Here is a 23,456-nt window from a genome sequence, read left to right as displayed (position 1 = left end):
AATAAAGAGGAAATACCCATGGCAAAGGCCAAGTTTGAACGCAACAAGCCCCACGTCAACGTCGGCACCATCGGACACGTTGACCACGGTAAAACCACCCTAACAGCCGCTATCGCAACCGTAGCAGCCAAAGCCTCAGGCGGCGAAGCCAAAGACTACGCAGCCATTGACTCAGCGCCTGAAGAAAAAGCACGTGGCATCACCATCAACACCTCACACGTAGAGTATGACACCGAAACCCGTCACTACGCCCACGTTGACTGCCCAGGTCACGCCGACTACGTCAAAAACATGATCACTGGTGCCGCTCAGATGGACGGCGCAATCTTAGTCGTATCAGCCACTGACGGCCCAATGCCACAAACCCGTGAGCACATCCTGCTATCACGTCAGGTTGGCGTACCCTACATCATCGTCTTCATGAACAAATGTGACCTAGTAGACGACGAAGAGTTGCTAGAGCTCGTAGAAATGGAAGTACGTGAACTTCTAAACGACTACGACTTCCCAGGTGACGACACCCCAATCATGAAAGGTAGTGCCACCCAAGCCCTAAAAGGCGACGACGGCAAATACGGCGAACCAGCAGTTCTAGAACTACTAGAAACCCTAGACACCTACATCCCAGAGCCAGAGCGTGACGTCGACAAAGCATTCCTAATGCCAATCGAAGACGTCTTCTCAATCTCAGGTCGTGGTACCGTTGTTACCGGCCGTGTTGAATCAGGTATCGTACGCGTTGGCGACGAAATCGAAATCGTCGGTATCCGTGACACCCAAAAAACCACCTGTACTGGTGTTGAGATGTTCCGTAAGCTTCTAGACGAAGGTCGTGCTGGTGAAAACTGTGGCGTACTACTACGTGGTACCAAGCGTGAAGACGTCCAACGTGGCCAAGTACTAGCGAAGCCAGGTTCAATCACCCCGCACACCAACTTCGACGCCGAAGTATACGTACTATCGAAAGAAGAAGGTGGTCGTCACACGCCATTCCTAAACGGCTATCGTCCACAGTTCTACTTCCGTACCACTGACGTGACTGGCGCAATCCAGCTACAAGACGGTACTGAAATGGTTATGCCAGGCGACAACGTTGAGATGAGCGTAGAGCTTATCCACCCAATCGCTATGGATAAAGGCCTACGTTTCGCTATCCGTGAAGGTGGCCGTACTGTAGGTGCTGGTGTGGTAGCTAACGTTAAAAACTAAATGATACTCAGCGTAAGCTGATGAAGGTATTGATTAGTGAAAAGCCATCCTTTATAGGGTGGCTTTTTTTTGGCTATCATAAGATGACTGAATAACAATAGAGGGATAAGCTGTGTTTACTGTAGACAATATAAATACATTAGCAAGCACTGCAACAGAGCTAGCGTCTTTAATACAGGCAGTAGCAGCTATTGAAGACAGGGTGCAGCCACAAGATGCTTGGTGTGTTCAATCAATGACTGATTTACTTGAGCAAGATAGCATCAATATGCTCATTGTTTATGATAAAAACGGTAAAAAAGAAGCCGCTCAATACAAGGTCATCGGCTATTGTCTTTATCAAGTCGTTTTTGAGCAAAGTGAGATTTTACGCATTGGCACTCATCCTGACTATCAGCGTCAGGGTGTGGCGACCCACATGTTTACCGAGTTAAATACAGTACTCAAGCAGAGTAAAGTAGCACACTTAATGTTAGAGGTGCGGGCAGATAATAAAGCGGCCATTGCACTGTATGAGCGACAAGGCTTTAGTATCATTCACCAGCGCAAAAACTACTATCAACTGCCACAGCAAGCGGCCGTTGATGCTCTAATTATGCAGCTGATGTACCCTTGATGATGAATAAAACAGATGATATTTAGCGAGTATTATGGATCGGTTGATGGCGTTTTTTGACATATCTCATGAGGCATATAATGGCTGTCTGCTTTCATACGCTCAAGAACTTCAATGCGTTCACTTAACAGCTCAACCATAACATTGATATTGGCCTGTTGTTTTTTTACTTGTGTCAGTTTTTGTTGGGTGAGGGTCAGCTGTAAGTCGATGTCCAGTTGGCCGTCGTAATAATCATTGAGGCTATCTCTGATTTCAGTGAGAGTAAATCCGATGGCTTGGGCGCTTTTGATCAGCTCAATACGCTCAATACATTCAGGATGGAACTCAGTATAAAGTCGTGACCCTGCCTGGCGTTTGCGAGTGCGCAACAGACCCAGTTGGTCATAATGGCGGACGGTATCTTTGGTAGTATTCGCTTTTTTTGCCAAGGTACCGATTAATAAGTATGATGTCTCAAGTCCCATAAATAAGGCCCTAGTATAGTCCATGAAAAGTAGGGTTAAAGTCGCTACACTTGTCATGCCATAATATCGTCAGTCTGAAATAAAATCGACACACTTATAGGATCAGTGCTATTAAAATAGGTTTTACCTGCATGCTGTGTCTATACTGACTAAAGCTGCACGAAGCCTATACCAATAGCGCTGTTATGCTTCTATATTGAATTTACTATAATTATAGTCAGCGATTGGCCTGCCAAGGCTTTGAGGTGTTGAGCATCGCAGTCGCTAAAGGCTGATGACTGTTTGGTCGCCAAAGTGTAGAGCGGCCGCTGATAAGAGTATCAAGCTGTGCCAAAAACTGAGCACGTGGCATCGTAATGGCACCTAAGCTCATCAAGTGTGCATTGGGCAGTTGACAATCAACGAGCGCCACACCGCTTTGTTGACATAGGTGCATCAAGCCCCAAAAAGCAAGCTTTGAGGCATTGGAGGCACGGTGAAACATAGACTCGCCAAAATAAATATTACCTATTTTTAGGCCATATAAGCCACCAATAAGTTGCCCCTCACTATTCCAAACTTCTACACTATGAGCGAATCCATGTGCCTGTAGCTCAGTATAAGCGTCGATCATCTCCTCATGGATCCAAGTGTGCTCGCCTTCAGGCAGTCCATTACTGCGTGGCAAGCTACAAGCGTGTATGACCTCATCAAAAGCTTGATTGAGCGTGAGTTGCCAACGTTCACGCTTAGCTTGGCGACGTAATGATTTGCTCGGTTGATAGTCGCTTGGTATGATGACACAGCGTGGTTCTGGGCACCACCAGGCGATAGGCTCGCCCTCATTGAACCAAGGAAACAACCCTTGAGCGTAGGCTGAGATCAATGTCTCAGGTGCCAGATCACCACCCATAGCAACGATGCCAACCCCCTCAGGGTCTATTACCTGAGGATCTGGAAAGTCATAACGCCCAAGACTTTTTAGGGTCTCGGACGTAATAGGGGTGCCACTGTTTTTTGAAACGTCATTCATTTAGGCGTGTTTATCAGCGGTTAACGTTGAGGCATACGTATGATCGGTCGCTGTCGCTTCGCCAATAGCATCGAGGTATTTTTCGGCATCAAGTGCGGCCATACAACCCGTACCTGCTGAGGTGATGGCTTGACGGTAAACATGATCGGCGACGTCGCCTGCAGCGAATACACCGTCAATACTCGTCTGAGTAGCATTGCCATTTAAGCCGCTATTGACGATGATATAACCGTCTTGCATCGCTAGCTGACCCTGAAACAAGTCGGTGTTGGGCTTATGGCCAATCGCCACAAACATCCCCATGACATCTAATGTTTTGGTACTACCATCTTCGGTAGAGGCAATGACGACACCATTGACACCTGAATCATCACCAACCACTTCCTTTACGGTATGGTTCCACTCGATCTTGATATTGCCGTTTTTGGCTTTTTCAAACAGTTTATCTTGTAGGATTTTTTCTGAGCGCAAGCTGTCACGACGATGCACAAGGGTGACCTCAGAGGCGATGTTTGACAGATATAAGGCTTCTTCGACCGCAGTATTACCACCACCGATAACGGCGACTTTTTGGTCTTTATAAAAGAAACCGTCACAGGTGGCACATGCTGAAACCCCAAGACCTCTGAATTTTTGTTCGGATTCAAGTCCTAGATACTGAGCAGAAGCACCAGTTGAGATAATCAAAGCATCACAGGTATAGTTGCCACTATTACCTGTCAGCTGAAACGGGCGCTGATTTAAGTTTACTTCGTTGATATGGTCATAGACCAGCTCAGTACCGAAGCGCTCAGCATGATCTTTCATACGCTCCATGAGTGCAGGACCTGTTAAGTCATAAGCATCGCCAGGCCAGTTATCGACATCAGTAGTGGTGGTCAGCTGCCCGCCCACTTCCATACCAGTAACCATGACTGGCTTTAAATTGGCGCGTGCAGCATAGACAGCAGCAGCGTATCCTGCAGGTCCTGAGCCCAAAATAATGAGTTTTTCATGGCGAGCGTCTGCAGCTGTGCTCAAATTATCAGTTGCCATAGGGATTCCTTATTAGATGTAGAGGATTGGAGTGTTATTCTAAGGTCTATTCAACAGACCCTGATAGTTAATGATACTAACATAAGGCCAGACTCTATAAAGTACAAGTTTGATAAAATGAATATCAGTATTATTAGAACTAAAGTATGCTCAATAGGCCCTAAGGTTGCCACTCACTCATAGATTCGTTATGGATGTGTTTTATTGCACAGTTTATTTAAATCCCTGTCGCCACTCGAGCTATGTATTTGTTATTATAAGAGGTTATCCAGGCATGAGTTGGCAGGCACTTAGCATTTTTAAGGTACAGTCGATTCACTCTAAAAATGACCTAGCGTTACTGGGATAAACTTTACTTGTAGGCTGTTATCTTTTGATGCTGTGTAACTGTGTTTTAAAAGCAAGCCTCCCAGTAGCCCGCTTAAATCTATAACCACTTTATTTTGCACTGACTTTCGTGTTAGTAATTATTGGTAACAAGGCAGATCTTACGTGATATCAGCACCGCTTATTGAGTATTTAAAAAAAGGAATATTTACCTTTCTTGGGGTCATTCTGGCAGTATATCTGTTTGTTATCTTGCTGACTTATACAGGCAATGATCCCAGTTGGTCACATATCAGTAGTGATATGACGACCATTAATAATATGGGCGGTGCCACAGGTGCATGGCTATCGGATTTATTGTATCGTTTTTTTGGTTTTGGGGCCTGGTGGCTACTGGTTTTTTTGGTATACGAGTCAATTTTGATCTGGTGGGACAATAAGCCTACTTTTTGGCTACTGCGATTGGTTGCTTATGTCTTTTTATTATTAAGTAGTAGTGCGCTGTTTGCACAATTGGTTGCTCTGATTCAACAAGTAGCGGACCCTATGGCATCAGGGCTGCAAGGTGTGGCAGGAGGTATAATCGGGCTTGAGTTGCAGGCACGTTTAGCCCAGCTGTTATCACAATGGGGCAATGTGCTGTTTTTGACGGTGTTTGCTATTATTACTGCGACCTTTGCTTTTAATATTCATTGGACAGCGCTATACCGTAAGTTTGTCGCATTAACATGGTTTGGTTCTGGTGTGAGAGACGAAAAGGCTGAGCGCCCTAAAAACTATCATGACCCAGCGCAACCAGATCAGTATGCATCAGAACATGCATCAGAATTAGAATCCGCTGAGGCGAGCACGCCAAAAGAGGCGAGCAGGTCTGGGCAATTACCACTTGATTTACCAGATGTCGAGCAAGAGCAGACAGCAGATATGAGTGGTCGCTTTGGTGGCGTGTTAACAGATTTTTTGGCGAAGTCAGGGCTTGGAGCAAGTGTAAAAGCCTCTCTTGCCGCTGAAGCAGCAGCCACTCAAAAATCTCAAGAAACCTTCAATGAGGCGGTACCATTCGAAGCAGCTGATACTACTCAGACCTCTGCTAGCACAGGAGTCAGCAATACAGATACTACAGCATCGGCGATGACTGCGGCAGCTCTCAAGGTAGAGCCGAGCTTTGCATGGAATGACGACAATATAGTCGATGACTTGTTATCAAAGGAAAAACAAGCAGCACAAGTTCCTCATCAAAGTACTGTGGATCCCATACCGGCCGATGTGGCTCATGCCTCCGATCTCGATGGATCAGCTCTTACAGTAGCTGATAATGTTGGTACAGATGCAGAGACCTATAACGAACAACGGCATGACGAGCAGCAAATCGCCACTGCACAGCACGTCCAAGCTATACAGAGCCCAGTGAGTGATGAGTCCGTTAAATCTGATCAGTCAGACAGTATGGCTGATACCCATATCCACTCTCACTCTCATTCAAATGGTACGCCTGTTACTGATAGCAGCACCCTAGATATAACGGCGACAGTCGATGAGTTAGCAGACACTTGGCTGGCAGAGCATGATACAGCGCCGTCACTAACGGCAGACGATAGCATGAGTAATGCTCAAACTGAGCCTGCTTCTGCTTTGGCTACAAGCACCAAACTAATGAGCAGTCAGTCACAAGAGTCTGCCAAACAACCACAGTACAGTGATAAGTCGCAAGCGCAAGATATACTGGCTGTGGATACGCTAGCACCTTCTACGACATCATCTGTCGATATGACGCCTACCAACACGCCGCCTGCCGATCCAAAAGCTGCGCCAATCGTAGCAGATCATAATACGGTTAAAGAAACCAAGTCGATGACAGCCGCCACGCCAACGATTCGTTTTGATGTACCGGATGATGGCAGTAGCAATCACATTACTGATATGATGCCAGAGGATACGGCAGCGAATGAGACGCCAGTATTACCTGATATCAGCGATGATACTGCCTTTGCTCAGCGCTCTCGTGCGATGCAAACAGCAGAGTATCGTGATAGCCTTCCAGCTATTCCAGAGCTGTCTATTCTCGATAGACCCGATCCCGATCGTAAGCCAAGTTATACGGTAGAGGAGCTAGAGCAGCTATCAGAGCTGTTAGAAATTAAACTGCAAGAGTTCAACGTCAAGGCGGAAGTGGTCAACGCCATACCGGGTCCTGTCGTGACTCGTTTTGAAGTGGATCTGGCTGCCGGTGTCAAAGCCAGCAAGGTGACTGGTATCTCACGTGATTTGGCACGCTCCTTATCTATGGCGTCGTTGCGTGTGGTCGAGGTCATACCCGGCAAACCCTACATCGGTATCGAGGTACCGAATAAAAAACGTGAAATGGTACGCTTGATTGAGCTACTAAATACTGATAAATATAAAGATCCCAAAGCGCAAATCAGCATGGCAATGGGTAAGGATATCGGAGGCAATCCCATCATTACCGATTTGGCTCGTGCACCGCATATGTTGGTCGCTGGTACCACAGGATCGGGTAAGTCAGTATTGGTCAACTCCATGCTGTTGTCCATGCTGCTCAAATACACGCCCAATGAGTTACGACTTATCTTAATTGATCCCAAGCAGTTGGAGCTTGCCAACTATAACGATATTCCGCATCTGCTGACACCGGTAGTTACCGATATGACGGAAGCCGCCAGCAGCCTGTCGTGGTGTGTGGCTGAAATGGAGCGTCGCTATCAGCTGATGAGTCTCCTCAAAGTGCGTAAGCTTGATGAGTTCAACAAAAAGGTACGAGCGGCTGAAAAAGCGGGCAAACCCATGCTCGATCCTTTATGGCGACCTAATGACAGCGTCAGTCTTGACCAAGCACCCAAGCTTAAAACGCTGCCGATGATCGTCATCGTCGCTGACGAGTTTGCTGATATGATCATGCAAGTGGGTAAGCAAGCCGAAGAGCTGATCACTCGTCTGGCACAAAAATCACGGGCGGCGGGTATCCATCTGATGCTTGCCACTCAGCGTCCTTCGGTAGATGTCATTACCGGCTTGATCAAGGCTAACATTCCTGTGCGAGCGGCTTTACGTGTCAACTCTAAAGTTGATTCACGTACTATCCTTGACAGTGGCGGCGCAGAGGATATGCTGGGTAATGGTGATATGCTGTTTTTAGGTCCAGGTCAGATTGAGCCTGATCGTGTACATGGGGCTTATGTCAGTGACGAGGAGGTCAACCGCGTCTGTGATGCGTGGCGTGAGCGCGGCGCACCGGACTATATTGATAATATGGCTGGTAATTTTGAGTTGACCAGCTCTGGCGGTGGTAGTACGGGCAGTGCCTCTGGTGAAGATGATGATCTGTATGATGAGGCAGTAGCATTTATCATGGAAACTCGAAAAGTATCTGCCTCCAGTATCCAGCGTAAGTTTAGTATTGGTTATAACCGTGCGGCACGTATCGTCGACTCCATGGAAGAGGCGGGACTTGTCAGCGCTATGGGCAAAGGTGGTAAGCGTGAGCTGCTGATGTGATATGGTCATACCAGCTCAAAGTGGTTTTGTCCTAACAGTAAAAGGCGAGTTGCGAGTGTGACTCGCTTTTTTATGAAAGCAACATACTGAAAATAAATAAAGACAAGGAAGATGTTTTATGTTTAAAGAATACACCCAATATGATGCGCTAGGACTGGCTGCACTTGTGAACTCAGGGGAGGTTAGTGCAAAAGAAATGCTAGAGGCAGCGATTGCACGTGCCAATCAGTTAGACCCTAAACTAAATGCCATTATCCACCGTTTCGACGAGCGAGCTTATCAAGCGGCGCAAGCAGGATTGCCAGCAGGAGTATTTCACGGCGTGCCATACTTGCTCAAAGACTTGTCTTTTTATTTTGAAGGTGAGCCGATAACCATGGGCAGCCGTAGTGTCAATGTCATTAACACTTATGACAGTGAAATCGTTAAACGTATGAAAGCAACGGGTGTCAACACTTTTGGGAAGACCAATACTCCTGAATTTGGTTTGATTATTACCACAGAACCCAAAGCCCATGGTGCGACTCATAATCCGTTTAAAAAAGGCTATAGCTCAGGTGGATCATCAGGTGGTAGTGCCGCTGCGGTCGCAAGTGGTATCGTACCTATGGCAGGTGCCGGTGATGGCGGTGGCTCGATACGATTTCCTGCCGCATGGTGCGGTGCTGTTGGACTAAAGCCCAGCCGTGGGCGCAATCCATTGGGACCAGCATTAGCAGAAGGTTGGGATGGTGCGGTAGCTGACCATGTCATCACTCGTAGCGTCCGAGACAGTGCGGCCATGCTTGATGCGACCAGTGGTAGTGAGGTCGGCTCGCCCTATGTCATTGCACCGCCTGACGGCACTTTTTTGGAAGCAGCCATGCGAGCCCCACGACCACTAAATATTGCGCTGCATCAGCAGCCCTTGGTGGCCAATACAGTAGTGGATAAAGAAGTGCTTAGAGTACTAGAGCAAACCGCTAAACAGCTAGAAGCAATGGGACATCGAGTCACTCCTGCTGAACCAAAGATTAATATCGAGAAGTTTTGGCATGACTTTATGGTGGTGGTTTGTGCACATACCGCTTTTACTATTGATAATATTGAGCACTGCTTTGGTGCCGAACATATACAGAACCTTGAGCCGCAGACATATAATATGGCGCTCCTTGGGCGATCCTTATCAGCAGTTGACTTGGTACATGCCAAGCAAGGCTGGCACGATAGCCAGTACCAAACTGGTCAGATGCTTACAGAGTACGATATGATCCTGTGTCCAACGGTTCCAACGCCTGCGGTCAAACACGGTGTCCTACCCCCAAGCTATAAAGATGAGCTACTGATGCGCAGTGCTGAGGTGCTGAATAAAGGCATTAATATGGGTAAGTATGCCTTTAGCTCAGGCATGATTGAGAAGCTCAGTCATCCTGTGCTCAGCAAAATGGCATTTACATTGCTAGGTAATGTCACAGGCTTACCGGCCATATCTATTCCGGTTGGTATGAGCAAAAAAGGCTTGCCTATCGGTATGCAGCTGATCGGGCGTATGAATGATGAGACGACGTTATTAAGCGTGGCAGGAGAGATGGAACGGGCGGGTTTATTTACCAAGCCAGCTTTTGCAAAGTAGTCTAAATTGAGATAAAGCTAATCAAAGCGGTAGATATCCATCCCTAAACTATGATGCGCCATGCTTTCATGAATGACATTCACCCGCTGACCTGCGCCCAAGGCAAAAAACAAAGGCAGCAGATGCTCATCACTAGGATGGATATCTCGGTAATTAGGATACTGTTGCCAATCTAGGGCTGATGGGATGTCTGACTTTAGTTGTCTTAGGAGCCATGATTTAAAATCATGAGCGCTGTCATCAATACTGTCAGCGCCCCATTGCATCGCTTGCAAATTATGAGTGATATTACCCGAGCCAATGATCAGTATCTGCTCATCACGCAAGCGTGCCAACTGCGCTCCGAGCTGATAGCAAGCGACGCTATCATAAAATCGTGGCAAAGATATCTGCACGATAGGCACATCAGCTTCTGGGTACATATGTATCAGCGGTGACCAAACCCCATGATCACAGGCCCGTACCGGATTGACACTACAAGCGATACCCTGTGCGCTTAGCTGCTGCGCCAATGACTCAGCCAGCGCTGGGTGACCTGCTGCTGGGTATTGCAACTGATGTAACTTAGGATCGAACCCCGAAAAGTCGTGCCACGTTTTAGGTTTGGGGTTGCTACTGATTTCAAGCTTAGCGGACAGCCAGTGTGCAGACATAATCACAATAGCACAAGGCTTAGGCAGGTTCTGACCGATACGAGCCAGTGCATTGGTGGTGGCTGATTGCTCGATAGCCAAAGTTGGTGCCCCATGTGAGATAAACAATGCAGGTAAGGAGGCTGCATGGTTCAGTCCAGACGGTGCATTATCCCACGCCCCTGCCGCCGTGATAGGCATGGCAGGGTTAGCATCAGCTAGAGGCTGATAGGACGAGATTGATTTGATAGGTTTAGGATAGCTCATGCACCCTGTATTAGGGCATTTGCTATTATTTCAATCTATAGTGCCAATAGCGAGTATGTTTAGCCTGCATCTCAATGATTCGATACCACCTAATTACCACGATGATACGGGTGGTTGTGATTGATACTCATGGCCCTATAGAGCTGCTCCATAAGAATCACACGTACTAAGGGATGAGGAAGGGTAAGTGCCGACAACGACCACTTCATATCTGCCTGTGCCAGTACTTCCTGTGAGACACCATCTGCACCGCCAATGACCAAAGCGATATCATCACCTTGTTGCATGGCATCTGCCAGTTTATCGGCCAACCCCTCTGTCGAGAGCATTTTACCTTTGACATCGAGCACCCACAATCGCTCTCGTCCAGCGGTATTGTGAGCGGCTAATAGCGCCTGACCTTCTTGCTGTCGATACTGAGCCAGATTGGCATCGGAGGGGTTTTTGGCACGTTTGGCTGCAGCAAGCTCGACAAGCTCGGTGCTAAGCATGGGCTGGATACGTTTGTAGTATTCATCAAAGCCTGTTTGTACCCAGTTCGGCATTTTATTACCGACCGTTAATAGACGTGCTTTCATTGATATTGATCCTTTATTGTCTATGTAGTGCTACAGGTTAAAAATCTAATCCGTTAATGGCGCTAACGTCTCAGACACGGTGTCTGTCATTGGTTGGCTATCAGGCTTGGTAATGATCGTGAGCTTGGCATCAGACTCAAATACAATGGCCTCAATGTCATTGAAGCTGCGTACACCGTCAGCGCGCATGGCACATTCGAGCTCTTGGCGAGTCAGGCGCTCAGCACGCATGGCCTCTGGCAAAAACTGCCCTTGATAAAAAACAATCCGAGGCTCTGATAAGATTACGTTGCTAAACTGTGGAGAAATAGAGGCATATTTAGTGACCAAAAACTGCAATACATAGAGGACTATAATTGACGACGCCCCTTCGATGAAGGGAATGTTTTCAAGCAAAATAGTACTGGCACCCAATGAGCCAATCATGACGGTGACCACCCAATCAAAGTTGTTGAGCTGAGAGGTAGACCGCTTGCCGGAGACTTTGGTGATAATGACAATGAGAATGTAGACCAATACTGCTGTAAGAACAATGCGCCCAAGCTTGTCTATATCATCAAAAAATAGCATATCCATAGTGTTGGCTCCCTAATCTGACAACGTGAACGTGGTTTGCTGAATAAACACAATCTAAAGTTAGCCTAACGGATTTTGTTGATAAATGGTGCAGCGTTTTTGTAGTGCCTTGTCGAATCTATGAGCTCAAATACTGTGGCGCTGTGGGTCAAGCAGACGATTGACTGCCCAGATGCTAAGACGAGCGCTCACTAAGGTAAGTAGCACAATCATCACCAATGCAGATACCAAAGGCAGGGGTTGTTGTTTGGTCATCTCGATCAACACCGCACGACTGGCATCATCAAACAACCACAGCCACAATGCTAAAAAGTAAAGAGCCGTCAGTAGCCAAACGGCGAGGATACCGCCTAACATCAACCGATTGATCTCCTGTCTATTGAGTGCACGCTGCTGATGTTTGATAAATTTATGGACAGCGATATAGGCACCCAAAAACAGCGAGAGGACGGTGACCAGCTGCGAGCTGAGTGCCAGCTGAGTTTGAATCATCATAAACAGACTGCTAGCAAGCACATAACCTATCGCAAAATATCCCACATATCTTGCTAGTCTGATAGCTGGCTGCTTAGACTGTGGCAGTTGAGCTTTACGCTTGCGAAGGTTGGGCGTCATACGTGACATAAGCTGACCCTGATAAAAGGTAAAAGGTAAAAAGGAAACAAACATACAAGCACAACACTGATTACGATCAGTGCTGCGCTGTCCAATCAAGCATGGCATCGAGTACAGGCCTAGCAGTATAGGGATTTAACGCATGCTCAGTGTTGATGAGTCCAACAACCACGTAGTCTTGTCCCGACAAGCCTTTGACATAACCCGCCATCGAGGTGACATTGTTTAGCGTGCCTGTCTTTATCCACGCACGGCCGATAGCCGCTGACCTAGGTAAGCGTTTGCTATGAGCAGCGATCGTGCCACTGACGCCAGCGACGCCCAGTGAGTTGATATAAGCATCAAAGCTTGGGTGATGATAGGCGTGATTCAGTAGCTCGCTTAAGTTTTCGGCTGTTATGGTGCAGTTACGGCACAGCCCTGAGCCATTGGTTAGATATGGTGGTGGGGTGCTTAGATTGGTTTGCCACCACTGGGTCATGGTCTGCAATGCAGCGGGGTAGCTTGTCGTTGTCGGTTTTCCGAACTGGTATAAGCTGGTAGCCTGATTGGTATCCGCTTTATGCTTCATACTGTCAGTGTCTGCAGGGCGGTTTTTTACTTGCTGATAATCATCGTGATTGTAAGCTGCCAGTGAAAGTGCGACTTGCTCAGTCATGACATTGTTAGAAAAGTGATTGATATCATAAATCTGTTTTTTTAGACTCAAAGAGGGGTAGCTGACAAGCGGTAACGGCGAGATGGGCAACGCCGCTAAGCCTTTGCGTTGGTCTTGTGCAGCTGTTGAGCCATACGGTGCCTCTTGGGCGATGACCTTACCCTTGAGTGTATTACCCAGCGCTTGCCATTTACCCGCAAGCACTCGAGCAGCGAAATCTTTGGCATCAGGATAGGCGACATAAAACATATGCTCACCGCAGCTGTTTGGTAAGTCGTTATTCAGGGTTAGTTTGGTGCGCTGCCATTGTGGCGCTAAGCTATAACGCGCCTGCCCACAAGCCGCCGAGCGTATGTTTATCTGGTCGGGCAGTTGGTAGTCTGCCAGTGTCGGCGTATAGGTCAGCTGTGCTTTCGTGTTGGTTAGCGGATAGCTTTTGATCCCAATACTATTGAAATTAACCAAAAACCCATCAGGGCTAGCGTTATAAGGGCGTAGGGGTGCATTGTCAAAAGCGGCAGGGTCTTTGCTCACTTCACGAAAGACGGCACTATCGATAATAATATCACCATTGATATGGCGAATACCGGCTTTTTGTACATGATAAAGCAGCTGCCCTAAGCGCTCGTGTGTCATCTTGGGGTCACCGCTGCCTTGAATGATCAAATCTCCATATAGACGCTCGCCAACGATCAGTCCTGTGTGGTAGATGCGAGTATGCCAGACAAAGTCGGCGCCTAAGGTATCGAGAGCGATAAAGCTAGGGACGAGCTTCATGGTGCTGGCAGGGGTGCGTGCGATATTTGCTTGGTGACTGAGCTTAGCGGCTACCGAATGAGTGGTAGAGCTACTGTCCTTGTCATGCTTGACGATGGTGGTCACTTCGCTGGTCAGTAGCGTGGGAGTGCTCTCTATACTTTGATACGTATAGGCGTCATCAGTATAAGCATTTATTTGGCGCTCTCGTTGTTCAATCGCTTGTTTTTTGACCTGAATGGTTGGACGGTCATCTTCTGTGCTGACTGTTTTTGTTTCGCTTGCAGTGACTACTGGTGTCGGGCTCGTGCTTGATGTCGGTGTAAGGTTGTCACTGTCATGGTCTGCATCGTTATGAGTGTCGATAACCTCTATCGTGGCTGGCAGTCGACTGCTACTTTTATTAGCAATCGGGGTGACCACAATACTAATATCAGCAGGCGTTAACTCTGCCCGCAACAAGGCAGTTTCGATGGCTTCTGGTAAGGCAGCTTGGGTGTATAGCGGCATTAAAACCGCCATCACGACTAACGTAAGCTTTGATAAGTGTTTGTAAGGCTGGCTAAGTGCTCGCCGGTGTGCGTAAGGAGGAGGTGTGATGGTCATTGTAGAGTCATTATCAAGTTGAGCGTAAGACTGCAGGAGCAGTTTGTCTGCAGGTCGCAAAAACCAGTTATCTTAACATGAGTCACTGGTTTAGCGCAGCTATTAGGTCAGCGTATTTAATATTCGTCTCAAAAAGCAGGACTAGCGGTATCAAGCTCACTGAGCCAACGAGGTGTATACCTACACTCGTTTTTCTTGTACCGTTAATTGTGCAGAGGATGTTGTTGCTTAGCGTACGTGCAAAAACGCCATTGCTGTCATCACAGCATCATTATAAGCATCGTGGAGGCCAAGCTCAGGGATATTATAGTGCGCAAGGATACTATTTAGATGCTGCGATTGACCAGATAGCCCTTGAGTTTGACCACTCATACGCCGACTATATAGATGCCGCACATCGATAATTTGGTTAGGTAAGGTCGTGCCCATATAGTGTTTGCTTAATGGATTTAAAAACCCGGTGTCTATTTGTGGGCAGAACCCCACTATGGGCCGATTATCAATAAAAGGCAGTAGTAACGCCATCATCTCATCATAGCTCATGCCATTTTCAACATCAGCGGTACGTAGACCATGAATCACGATGGTATCACGATCAGGCATCACAGGTGGCCGACACACCAGATGCAGGCCGTTACCGGTGTCAATGGTATTGCTATTGATATGAATAGCGGCGACGGATAATAAATGGTGTTTTTTAGGGTTTAGCCCTGTCATCTCACAGTCGATGGCCACCCATTGATCGGCCGCTGGTTTGGTAAACATCGACTCAAGCTCTGGCCGCTTTAATTGCGACTTTTGCCAAGAACAAGACAGTTTTTTGAGCCAACTCATAAGGTTGTTATCCTTTTAAAATTCCAACTTATAATGCAAGGACAACTGGTTTTTAAAGCTTTTCACCACCGCCAGACATTCTTTAAACAAGTCACGCTCAAGGGCGGATAAGGTCGTGGGGTCTATTTGCCGTGCGTGTTTGTCGTTGGTAGATAGGGCGACAGAAAGCCGCTGCGCCATAAAAAACTCCAGTGCTTCTTCGAGCGTATCCGCACGATCCTTAGTTAGGGCTCGAGCTTGTACCAAGGCCTTGAGGCGATCTTTAGTACTGGGCACTTGTAAAATATCATACTCTAAAGCCATGGCTCGAATACCATGTACCAATGGAAAGATGCCTGCTTTTTTGAGATCGATATCGTTAGAGCTCGGTTTGCCGCCCAGTAAAGGCACCAGTTTTTGCCACCACTGATTGACATCCCCGAACTGTAGCGCTGCCCGTGCGAACTGACGGACAAACATGGGATCTGACTGCCTATGGGCGGTTTTTAGATGCTCACGCACTTCGGTCAATAATGACTCATCACCACAGACATACTCAGCATCAAGAATGGCTGAGATATAGATACTGTGCATGGGATCGGTGTTTTTAAACCATGTGCTCACTTGTTTTTTGAAAGGGGTAATCTGCTGTCGCCACATCGGATTATTCATCATAATATCGCCATCACACAGCGGGTAGCCTAGCGTCGCTAGCTGAGTATTAAAGGTATCAGCAAACACAGCCAAATCAGGGTGGGAGTAACCTTCACGAATGATAAGGGCGTTATCTTGATCGGTACGCATGATTTGCTCACCGCGGCCTTCTGAGCCCATCACAATAACACAGGTGTTATTCAGCACCTCTTCAGGCACGATGGTTTTCCATAGCTTGGTGAAAACCTGCGCATTTAGTGTCTGCACCATTCGACTGACGATACCTATCTTGACGCCATTATGATGCTGCGCCCGAATATAGCGACCAATAAGCTCGACGGCGGTATCGAGACTGGTCATGTCTGTCGCTTGGTCAATTTGAATACTGATCAGTTGTGAGTGTTGGCCCAAGTATGCCAACAAATCACGCAGCGCCAGTACGCCGACTACCTGACCATCATCATCGATGACTGGCAATCGATGGATGCGGTAGCGGGTCATAATCATCAAGGCTTCACCAATCTCATCACTGGCCTTGATGGTACGCAAGTTAAAGTTGGCAAAGTCTTGACATGGGGTGCTGGCAGGGTCTTGCTGTTGGCTGACAGCACGGCAGATATCAGCGTCACTCAACATACCTAAGTCATGATCTGAGCGATATATCACGCCTTGTTCGCTATTGCTTGATTCAGGCCCATTTGCTACTGGCGTCTGCTGATGGTTTGCTGGCCGTATCAGTACGTGCTTTAACCCAGCCTCTATCATAGTGGTTGCAGCATGATAGAGGCTGCTATCAGCGTTGATCACGCGCACAGGCAGTAGTCTGATACTGATGACAGGTTGCAGCATGATTTGCTGAACTTCCTGCTGCTCGTGATAGCTGTCTTTATTTAGTGCGAGCGTTGGGTTTTGCTGACTGCGCCGCTGTTGTAGTGCCTTTAGGCGTTCGGGGAGGTTGTCAGACAGTAGCTGGCGTACCAAATGGTTTTGAGCGCTGATTTTATCAATAGCCTCACCAGCAATTTGCAGCAATAATGTGTCTTCAGTAGCACGATATTGGTACGATTTGGCATGAGTATCATCGTTATCTTGCTGGTCAGGGGTGCGCCGACTATCAAACCAGTCGTTATTATTGAGCTGTTCGGGTGCGCTTTTATTACCCAAGTAAGAACCAATAAACTCGCCATCTAATGTCTGTTCAACCTGTCCTTTTAATACCACGAAAAAATGCTTTAAGTCTTCATCAGACAAGGCTTCGTTGGCGGCAAGATAACGAATTTGAGTGTGCTTTTTAAGGCTTTGGCGCTCCGCCAGTCGCAGCACATCAAACGGCGGCTGAGTAAAATCAAGATGGGGCATGACATCATCCTTGATGGTCTTATGTATAAAGGTATATTTTTAATATACCACTAATTGTTATACATATCCCTAATAAATTTGTGGTTATAGTGCCGACTGTCATTGAACGCAAGGCAATGCTGTGACAACTCCTTAAGCGACCAGCATCTTTTTGATACGGTCAATGGCTTCTCGGCTTTCTGCGACACTGGCAACTAAGGCGATGCGCACATAACCCTTACCGGGGTTTTGGTCGTTGACTTCACGAGATAAGTAACGTCCAGCAAGTGCATGGATATTCGCTTGCTCATATAGCGCCTTAACAAAAACCTCATCATCACCGCCAAACATGGCAGGGGCTTTTACCCAAAGATAAAACCCTGCTTCTGGCATACGTAAGTCTAATAACTCACCCAGCTCCGCCATCCATAAGGCAAACTTCTCTTGATACAGGGCTCGATTATGCGCCACGTGCTTCTCGTCTTGCCATGCAGCAATCGAGGCGATCTGATGCGGTATCGGCATGGCACAGCCTTGATAGGTGCGATACTGTAAGTAGGATTGCAGCACCGAGGCATCGCCTGCAATAAAACCTGAGCGTAGGCCAGGGAGATTTGAGCGTTTGGATAATGAGTGAAACACCACACAGTTTTTAAAGTCGTTGCGACCAAGCACTGCGCATGCTTGCAAAAGGCCAATGGGTGGTTGGTCAAAATACAGCTCGCTATAGCACTCATCACTGGCGATAATAAAGCCATATTTGTCTGATAAACGAATCAGCACCTCCCAGTCATCTATCGTCATGACAGAGCCGGTAGGGTTGTTTGGACTACAGACGAATAATAGCTGTGTGCGCTGCCAAACCTGTTGCGGAACTGCGCGGTAGTCTCCTTTAAAGTTGTTTTCTGCCGTACAGGGTACAAAGTACGGTGTGGCCTCTGCCAGTATCGCCGCCCCTTCATATATTTGATAAAACGGATTGGGCATAACGACCGTAGGAGTACCCTCATCGGTACTGATCACAGCTTGGACAAAGCTAAAAATAGCCTCACGTGTCCCCATCACTGGCAGTACTTCAGTTTTGGCATTGACATGAGTTAAAAAAAACCGTTTTTCAAGCCAATGAGCAATCGTTTGCCGCAGGTCAAAAATGCCGTTGGTAGTGGGATAGCGGGCCAGTTGGTCTAGGTTTTTTTGTAGGATGTCGAGTACAAAAGCCGGTGGCTCGTGTTTTGGCTCGCCAATACCTAACTTTATCTCAGAGTAGTGGGTAGCAGGGCTGGTATCAGCAAGCAAGGTGGCCATCTTGGCAAAAGGATAGGGGTGCAGATGAGTTAAGTTGTGATTCATAAGTATAGTAACTATAATAGACAGTTGATAATAAATTCATAAAGAAAAATTACATTTAAGCAGTGTAGCACTTCTCTAATTTTTTGTCCTTTATCTTCTTTTATCTTAATTACCGTTATTTTCTATCCATTTTCTGCTTCATGATACAGACCGCTATTACTTTAATGAATGGCTAACAAGGCTCAAGATGACAAATATGCTCAATGTACCCAAAGCTGAAGGCTTCAGCACCACAGGTTTTTGTGAGGATGACAGCAATGCGCTACGTCCTGAGGTTTCTGAGTCCTTAAAGCAATGTGAACAACAATGGTGGCAGGCTCGTCAACATCTCGTCACACTCGAAGAGCGCAAGATGTTTTGGTATGGAGAGAGTAGCACCATCATGTGGCTGTTATGGCAAATGGTCAGCTATGTGGTGGTTGCCATTGTCATGCTGCTACTGGTCAAGGTGCTAGATATGTCACTAAGTGCATGGCACTATGTGACTGTGTTTGGTGTGCAGACCCTGTTGTTTATGCTTGTCTTTGTGTATAAAAGTAAGCTGTTTAACCATTTGCAGAGCAAGATTGATCTGGCAAACTTGGCACGAGAGCAGGCACTAAATGAGATGGCCATCTTAGCAGCGGATAGTATTCTTCCCGATATACATGCCCATGCGCCTCTATCGTTGCAGCAGATTTATGAGCGCTATGATGCGCAGTTTCGCATGGCCAGCCTACAGCGGCTACTGCAAAAAGAAGTCGACAGTGGGCGTTTGGTCCTAGAGCAACACCAAATAGAAGCACAAGTGTTACCACCTGAGCTGGTAGAAGAAGGGCTGTTGCCAGAGCCTAAAGAGATGGTATATAGAAGCTTGATCGCTGCTGGCTAGAGCGACTGCATCTAGCGCTTAAACCAAGCTTGGAGTGTGATATCGACACGGCCTAATGAATGGATGTAAAAAAGACCTTTATCATAAGAAAGATGACGCAAACACTGCCAATTTAGGTGCGGCTGCTATCGCCGGGCACGCTTAAAGTAGCAGTCAGTGCCTGCTGCAAGGTATCAAGCTTGGCTTGTGATAAAGGAGCATCATTGCGATCACTGATATAAAACATATCCTCCGCCCGCTCGCCTAAAGTGGTAATGCGAGCAGCATGCACTTCAATTCCTTGCTGCAAAAATACCTGACCGACACGGGCCAGTAGGCCTGGTTGATCGAGTGTCTGCAAGCTCATGATGTGCTGTCCTGAGATATCATTAAACTCAAAACTGATCACTGTCGGGACATTAAAGTGTTTGAGCTGGCGTGGAATACGCTTTTGTGCCAGCTTTGGCACGGTTGGGTTTTTAAAGGCAGTAATCAAGCGCTGCTTGAGCTCCTGCTGGGTATCTTCATCTGTCAATAGAGTACCGCTACGATCCAGCAGCACATAAGAATCTAGCGCAAAGTCACGAGTGGCAGTAATGATGCGAGCATCGAGCACATCTAGATTCATCTGATCAAAGACTGCCATGGTCACGGCAAATAGATTGGTCTGATTGTGGGTATAAACAAAGACCTGTACCGCATCTAGCGCCAGCTCTCTATGCTCACGCAGCACCACCAGAGGGCTACTGTCGGCGTCTGAAGCCAAACCTATCGGTGGATGGTTTAAGATGGCTTCGGTGTGCCAAAGAATATCTTCGGCAATCTCACGCAAAAAGTACTCATCCCCCAGCTCGTCCCATAGTCGTATGACCGCCTCACGATCCATATGCTGATGATTGGTATCATCTAACATTTTTAAGGCTTGTTTACGAGTGGTGCGAATCATGTCTTGGCGGTTGGTGGGGGCATCGATATCAGCACGTAGGATGCGTCTGGTCTGTGAGTAAAGCTGCTTCATAAGCGTGGCTCGCCAGCTGTTCCAGAGTTGTGGGTTGGTGGCGTTCATATCGGCCACTGTCAGCACGTACAAATGATTAAGATGGGTGACGTTGCCCACCAAATCAGCAAATACTGTGACCACCTCGGGATCTGAGATGTCCTTTTTTTGGGCAGTCATGGACATCAGTAAATGGTGTCTGGTGAGCCAACCAACCAAGTGCGCATCTGCTTTACTCATCCCATGATTCAAACAAAATTCAATGGACTCAGTCTCACCAAGCTCGCTGTGATTGCCGCCACGGCCTTTGGCGATATCATGAAACATCGCTGCCAACACCAAAATCTCTTTGCGCTCAATTCTTTGATAAATAGCGCTGACCAGTGGGAAGTCGTCATAATAGCGCTCATCAGTAAAGCGATGTAGGATACGAATCAAAAACAGCGTATGCGCATCGACCGTATAACGATGAAATAGGTCATACTGCATCAGCCCAGTAACTTGTGCAAAGGCAGGAATATAATTACTTAATATGCCATAACGGTTCATGGCGCGCAGGCGATGAAACAGATAGTTTTGCTCTTTTAGATTGGCCAAAAACAGCGCTTGGTGCTCAGGGTTGTCACGATAGGTCTGATCGATACCACGAGCCGCTATCTTGAGCGCACGCAGGGTACGAGTACGGACTTTTTTGATGCCGTATTGCCCCATCAGCAAAAACATCTCTAAGATCGCCTCGGGATGTTGAGCAAACACCCGATGATGGGCAATGGCAATCTGATCGCCGATTTGATTGAAGTGTGAATTCAGAGGCCGTTTACTGGGCTGCTCGTTTTCTGGCAGCTCAGGCTCGATGATGGTCTCATAGTAATGATTGATCAGCATCTCAGAGAGCGTCGATATCTGCATAGCGCAGCGATAATAGTCACGCATAAAACGCTCAACAGCGGCATTGGGAGCATCATCCGTCTGCGCCTCATAGCCCATGCGCTGAGCGATGTCACGCTGATAATCAAACAGCAGCTTGTTTTCGTTACGTCCAGTCAGCTCATGTAAATAATGCCGAATCTGCCATAAAAAGCTTTCAGAAAAACTTAAGTCATCAAATTCTTTTTCGGTCAAAAAGTCTTGTTGAACCAGATCGTAGAGTTTGCCCACTCGAAAGTAGCGTTTGGTCACCCAGCCGATGATATGAATATCACGTAAGCCGCCCGGAGCGGTTTTGATATTAGGCTCTAGGTTGTATTCGGTGGCATTGTGGCGCAGATAACGTGCTTTGGCTTCTTTAATCTTTACTTCATAAAAATCCCGCTGTGACCACAACTGATTGACAATATTGATAGGCGTTTGTTGGAGATCCTCATTACCTGTCAAAAGCCTCGCCTCCAACAAGGTACTGGCTACCGTATGATCACGGGCAGCGTCTAGGCTCTCATCAATGGTGCGTACAGACAATGCTGGCTCAAGCCCAATATCCCATAACATCGCCACCAAGCCATCGATTTTAGGTTTGGCGCTGGGCTGTATCTCTGTAGGAGACAGCAGTAAAATATCGACATCTGAATATAGCGACAGCTCGCCACGACCATAACCACCGCTAGCAAACAACGCTAAGTTTGTCTGATCAAGCTCAAACCATTCAAACAAAGCAATCAGCAGATCATCGATGGCACAGGCACGGGCAGCGACCAACTGACGAATATTGGCACCCCGATCAAGTGCTCGATTGATATCGTCATTGATCTGCGCCAGCCACTCTGGAATACCAAGTAAAGACTTGTCATCGCTTTGTGATACCGTCGTCTCTGAGGCAAGTGGTGAGGGTAAGGGAGTGATATAAACGGAGGCGGCATCGCAAGTAAACATGAGCGTTATCCAATCAAGGTTTAGAATAAAATCATTAAAAAGTATACAGACCCTAATAACCAAAAAAAAGACCGCCTGAGCGGTCTTTATTATATTACTGAGTCAAAAAGCTTAAATCTTCTTCAGGGCGTGTGGTAAATACTTCACAGCCATTGTCGGTTACGACCATGGTATGCTCCCACTGCGCTGACAGCTTACGGTCTTTGGTAATTGCCGTCCACTCGTCAGGTAGGATTTTGGTTTTCCAGGTGCCTTGGTTGATCATTGGCTCAATGGTGAAGGTCATGCCTGTTTTTAGCTCCATACCTGTGCCTTTTTTGCCATAATGCATCACTTGCGGCTCGTGATGGAAAGTATCACTGATGCCATGACCACAAAACTCACGCACGATACTAAAGCGCTCAGGCTCGACCACTTCTTGGATAGCAGCACCAATGTCACCTAGGCGTGCGCCGTCTTTGACCACGCTCATACCGGCATAAAGGGCTTTTTGAGCCACATCACAGATGCGCTTCGCCATGATAGAACCTTCACCGACGATCCACATCTTGGAAGTATCACCATAATAGCCGTCTTTGATTACGGTGACATCGATATTAATGATATCGCCATCTTTGAGCAGTTTATTTTCAGTTGGGATACCGTGACAGACGACATGGTTGACCGAAGTACAAATTGACTTGGGAAAGCCATTGTAGTTTAGTGGGGCAGGGATCGCCTCTTGTACATTGACGATATAGTCATGAGCAATTTGGTTCAGCGCTTCAGTACTGACACCGACTTTGACATGCTCATCGAGCATAACAAGGACATCGCTGGCGAGCTTGCCGGCTACACGCATTTTTTCTATGGCTTCTGGCGATTGAATAAGGGATTTGTGAGTCATAATTGTATTACTTATCTTTATGTGTTTAGTTTAGGCGAATTATATCATAAATGGAGACATGACGGTTTTGCTATAAGTCATTGTGACAATTGGTTTATCTGAACCAGAAGACGTAATCGAACAAGTGCGTCAGTCGCTCGAGAGAAATAAAGTCATAGGACTGACAGCAGCACAAAGCATGGCTTAAGCATATACGCAATCTGTCATGACAAGCGCCTGTTTG

The 23,456-nt window shown here is 47.1% G+C and carries 18 protein-coding genes; 5 read left to right on the top strand and 13 right to left on the bottom strand.

Features of this window, described 5'->3' with window-relative positions; genetic code table 11:
* The first annotated feature begins 18 nt into the window (after nt 1–18).
* Together tuf and rimI are read left to right on the top strand one after the other, a co-directional pair.
* The gene (gene tuf, locus J3492_RS11740; protein WP_207991668.1) at nt 19–1,209 is read left to right on the top strand and encodes an elongation factor Tu; all 1,191 of its coding nucleotides are present in this window, start codon (nt 19–21) and stop codon (nt 1,207–1,209) included.
* A gap of 112 nt (nt 1,210–1,321) precedes the next feature.
* Entirely contained in the window at nt 1,322–1,825 is a 504-nt protein-coding gene (gene rimI, locus J3492_RS11735) for a ribosomal protein S18-alanine N-acetyltransferase (protein WP_207992239.1), read from the top strand.
* Nucleotides 1,826–1,857: 32 nt separating this feature from the next.
* Here the strand turns inward: rimI and J3492_RS11730 are convergent, their stop codons facing one another.
* The 3 genes from J3492_RS11730 to trxB all read right to left on the bottom strand — a co-directional run bounded on the left by J3492_RS11730 (nt 1,858) and on the right by trxB (nt 4,339).
* Entirely contained in the window at nt 1,858–2,292 is a 435-nt protein-coding gene (locus J3492_RS11730; RefSeq protein ID WP_207992238.1) for a MerR family transcriptional regulator, read from the bottom strand.
* A gap of 217 nt (nt 2,293–2,509) precedes the next feature.
* Complete coding sequence (gene aat / locus J3492_RS11725) at nt 2,510–3,304, bottom strand: leucyl/phenylalanyl-tRNA--protein transferase (RefSeq protein WP_207992237.1); 795 nt, start codon at nt 3,302–3,304, stop codon at nt 2,510–2,512.
* Entirely contained in the window at nt 3,305–4,339 is a 1,035-nt protein-coding gene (trxB, locus tag J3492_RS11720; RefSeq protein ID WP_207992236.1) for a thioredoxin-disulfide reductase, read from the bottom strand. It abuts the gene before it with no gap.
* Nucleotides 4,340–4,831: 492 nt separating this feature from the next.
* Here trxB and J3492_RS13400 point away from each other — a divergent pair, with 492 nt between their 5' ends.
* A complete protein-coding gene (locus tag J3492_RS13400; protein WP_207992235.1) occupies nt 4,832–8,179 on the top strand; it encodes a DNA translocase FtsK 4TM domain-containing protein in 3,348 nt (1,115 codons plus the stop codon).
* 118 nt (nt 8,180–8,297) lie between these two features.
* Nucleotides 8,298–9,791 carry an amidase gene (locus J3492_RS11710; protein ID WP_207992234.1) on the top strand — a complete coding sequence of 498 codons (1,494 nt, stop codon included), beginning with the start codon at nt 8,298–8,300 and terminating at the stop codon, nt 9,789–9,791.
* 17 nt (nt 9,792–9,808) lie between these two features.
* Here J3492_RS11710 and J3492_RS11705 read toward each other — a convergent pair whose 3' ends face one another.
* The 8 genes from J3492_RS11705 to dapC form a co-directional block, all read right to left on the bottom strand.
* Entirely contained in the window at nt 9,809–10,690 is an 882-nt protein-coding gene (locus tag J3492_RS11705; protein WP_424108401.1) for a DODA-type extradiol aromatic ring-opening family dioxygenase, read from the bottom strand.
* 89 nt (nt 10,691–10,779) lie between these two features.
* The gene (rlmH, locus tag J3492_RS11700; protein ID WP_207992233.1) at nt 10,780–11,268 is read right to left on the bottom strand and encodes a 23S rRNA (pseudouridine(1915)-N(3))-methyltransferase RlmH; all 489 of its coding nucleotides are present in this window, start codon (nt 11,266–11,268) and stop codon (nt 10,780–10,782) included.
* 45 nt (nt 11,269–11,313) lie between these two features.
* On the bottom strand, nt 11,314–11,844 hold the full coding sequence (locus J3492_RS11695) for a DUF421 domain-containing protein (protein WP_207992232.1): 531 nt from the start codon (nt 11,842–11,844) through the stop codon (nt 11,314–11,316).
* A gap of 126 nt (nt 11,845–11,970) precedes the next feature.
* Entirely contained in the window at nt 11,971–12,468 is a 498-nt protein-coding gene (locus J3492_RS11690) for an ABZJ_00895 family protein (protein WP_207992231.1), read from the bottom strand.
* Nucleotides 12,469–12,535: 67 nt separating this feature from the next.
* Nucleotides 12,536–14,479, bottom strand: coding sequence for a D-alanyl-D-alanine carboxypeptidase/D-alanyl-D-alanine-endopeptidase (locus J3492_RS11685; protein ID WP_243453240.1), 1,944 nt, complete (start codon nt 14,477–14,479; stop codon nt 12,536–12,538).
* A gap of 228 nt (nt 14,480–14,707) precedes the next feature.
* On the bottom strand, nt 14,708–15,313 hold the full coding sequence (locus tag J3492_RS11680; protein WP_207992230.1) for a 3'-5' exonuclease: 606 nt from the start codon (nt 15,311–15,313) through the stop codon (nt 14,708–14,710).
* Nucleotides 15,314–15,328: 15 nt separating this feature from the next.
* Complete coding sequence (locus tag J3492_RS11675; RefSeq protein ID WP_207992229.1) at nt 15,329–17,305, bottom strand: DUF294 nucleotidyltransferase-like domain-containing protein; 1,977 nt, start codon at nt 17,303–17,305, stop codon at nt 15,329–15,331.
* 132 nt (nt 17,306–17,437) lie between these two features.
* A complete protein-coding gene (gene dapC / locus J3492_RS11670; RefSeq protein WP_207992228.1) occupies nt 17,438–18,634 on the bottom strand; it encodes a succinyldiaminopimelate transaminase in 1,197 nt (398 codons plus the stop codon).
* Nucleotides 18,635–18,821: 187 nt separating this feature from the next.
* Here dapC and J3492_RS11665 point away from each other — a divergent pair, with 187 nt between their 5' ends.
* Nucleotides 18,822–19,505 carry a hypothetical protein gene (locus J3492_RS11665; protein WP_207992227.1) on the top strand — a complete coding sequence of 228 codons (684 nt, stop codon included), beginning with the start codon at nt 18,822–18,824 and terminating at the stop codon, nt 19,503–19,505.
* Nucleotides 19,506–19,617: 112 nt separating this feature from the next.
* On the opposite strand, the gene glnD is transcribed toward J3492_RS11665, so the two are convergent.
* Together glnD and map are read right to left on the bottom strand one after the other, a co-directional pair.
* Entirely contained in the window at nt 19,618–22,347 is a 2,730-nt protein-coding gene (gene glnD / locus J3492_RS11660; protein ID WP_207992226.1) for a [protein-PII] uridylyltransferase, read from the bottom strand.
* 94 nt (nt 22,348–22,441) lie between these two features.
* Nucleotides 22,442–23,233: a type I methionyl aminopeptidase gene (map, locus tag J3492_RS11655; protein ID WP_207992224.1), complete on the bottom strand. Its 792-nt coding sequence runs from the start codon at nt 23,231–23,233 to the stop codon at nt 22,442–22,444.
* Nucleotides 23,234–23,456: the final 223 nt, after the last annotated feature.

Origin of the sequence: Psychrobacter coccoides (assembly GCF_017498085.1) — a bacterium.
In the GTDB taxonomy this organism is placed as follows: domain Bacteria; phylum Pseudomonadota; class Gammaproteobacteria; order Pseudomonadales; family Moraxellaceae; genus Psychrobacter; species Psychrobacter coccoides.
Note: the sequence above shows the minus strand (reverse complement) of the source record. Positions and strands in the feature narration are given on the sequence as shown.

Bases quoted from the DNA above. Each gene is read 5' to 3' on its own strand.
- aat (WP_207992237.1), bottom strand. From the start codon at position 3,304: ATGAATGACGTTTCAAAAAACAGTGGCACCCCTATTACGTCCGAGACC.
- J3492_RS11710 (WP_207992234.1), top strand. From the start codon at position 8,298: ATGTTTAAAGAATACACCCAATATGATGCGCTAGGACTGGCTGCACTT.
- J3492_RS11675 (WP_207992229.1), bottom strand. From the start codon at position 17,305: ATGCCCCATCTTGATTTTACTCAGCCGCCGTTTGATGTGCTGCGACTG.
- rlmH (WP_207992233.1), bottom strand. From the start codon at position 11,268: ATGAAAGCACGTCTATTAACGGTCGGTAATAAAATGCCGAACTGGGTA.
- trxB (WP_207992236.1), bottom strand. From the start codon at position 4,339: ATGGCAACTGATAATTTGAGCACAGCTGCAGACGCTCGCCATGAAAAA.
- glnD (WP_207992226.1), bottom strand. From the start codon at position 22,347: ATGTTTACTTGCGATGCCGCCTCCGTTTATATCACTCCCTTACCCTCA.
- J3492_RS11690 (WP_207992231.1), bottom strand. From the start codon at position 12,468: ATGTCACGTATGACGCCCAACCTTCGCAAGCGTAAAGCTCAACTGCCA.
- tuf (WP_207991668.1), top strand. From the start codon at position 19: ATGGCAAAGGCCAAGTTTGAACGCAACAAGCCCCACGTCAACGTCGGC.
- J3492_RS11680 (WP_207992230.1), bottom strand. From the start codon at position 15,313: ATGAGTTGGCTCAAAAAACTGTCTTGTTCTTGGCAAAAGTCGCAATTA.
- J3492_RS11705 (WP_424108401.1), bottom strand. From the start codon at position 10,690: ATGAGCTATCCTAAACCTATCAAATCAATCTCGTCCTATCAGCCTCTA.
- J3492_RS11695 (WP_207992232.1), bottom strand. From the start codon at position 11,844: ATGGATATGCTATTTTTTGATGATATAGACAAGCTTGGGCGCATTGTT.
- J3492_RS11665 (WP_207992227.1), top strand. From the start codon at position 18,822: ATGACAAATATGCTCAATGTACCCAAAGCTGAAGGCTTCAGCACCACA.
- dapC (WP_207992228.1), bottom strand. From the start codon at position 18,634: ATGAATCACAACTTAACTCATCTGCACCCCTATCCTTTTGCCAAGATG.
- J3492_RS11730 (WP_207992238.1), bottom strand. From the start codon at position 2,292: ATGGGACTTGAGACATCATACTTATTAATCGGTACCTTGGCAAAAAAA.
- map (WP_207992224.1), bottom strand. From the start codon at position 23,233: ATGACTCACAAATCCCTTATTCAATCGCCAGAAGCCATAGAAAAAATG.
- J3492_RS11685 (WP_243453240.1), bottom strand. From the start codon at position 14,479: ATGACCATCACACCTCCTCCTTACGCACACCGGCGAGCACTTAGCCAG.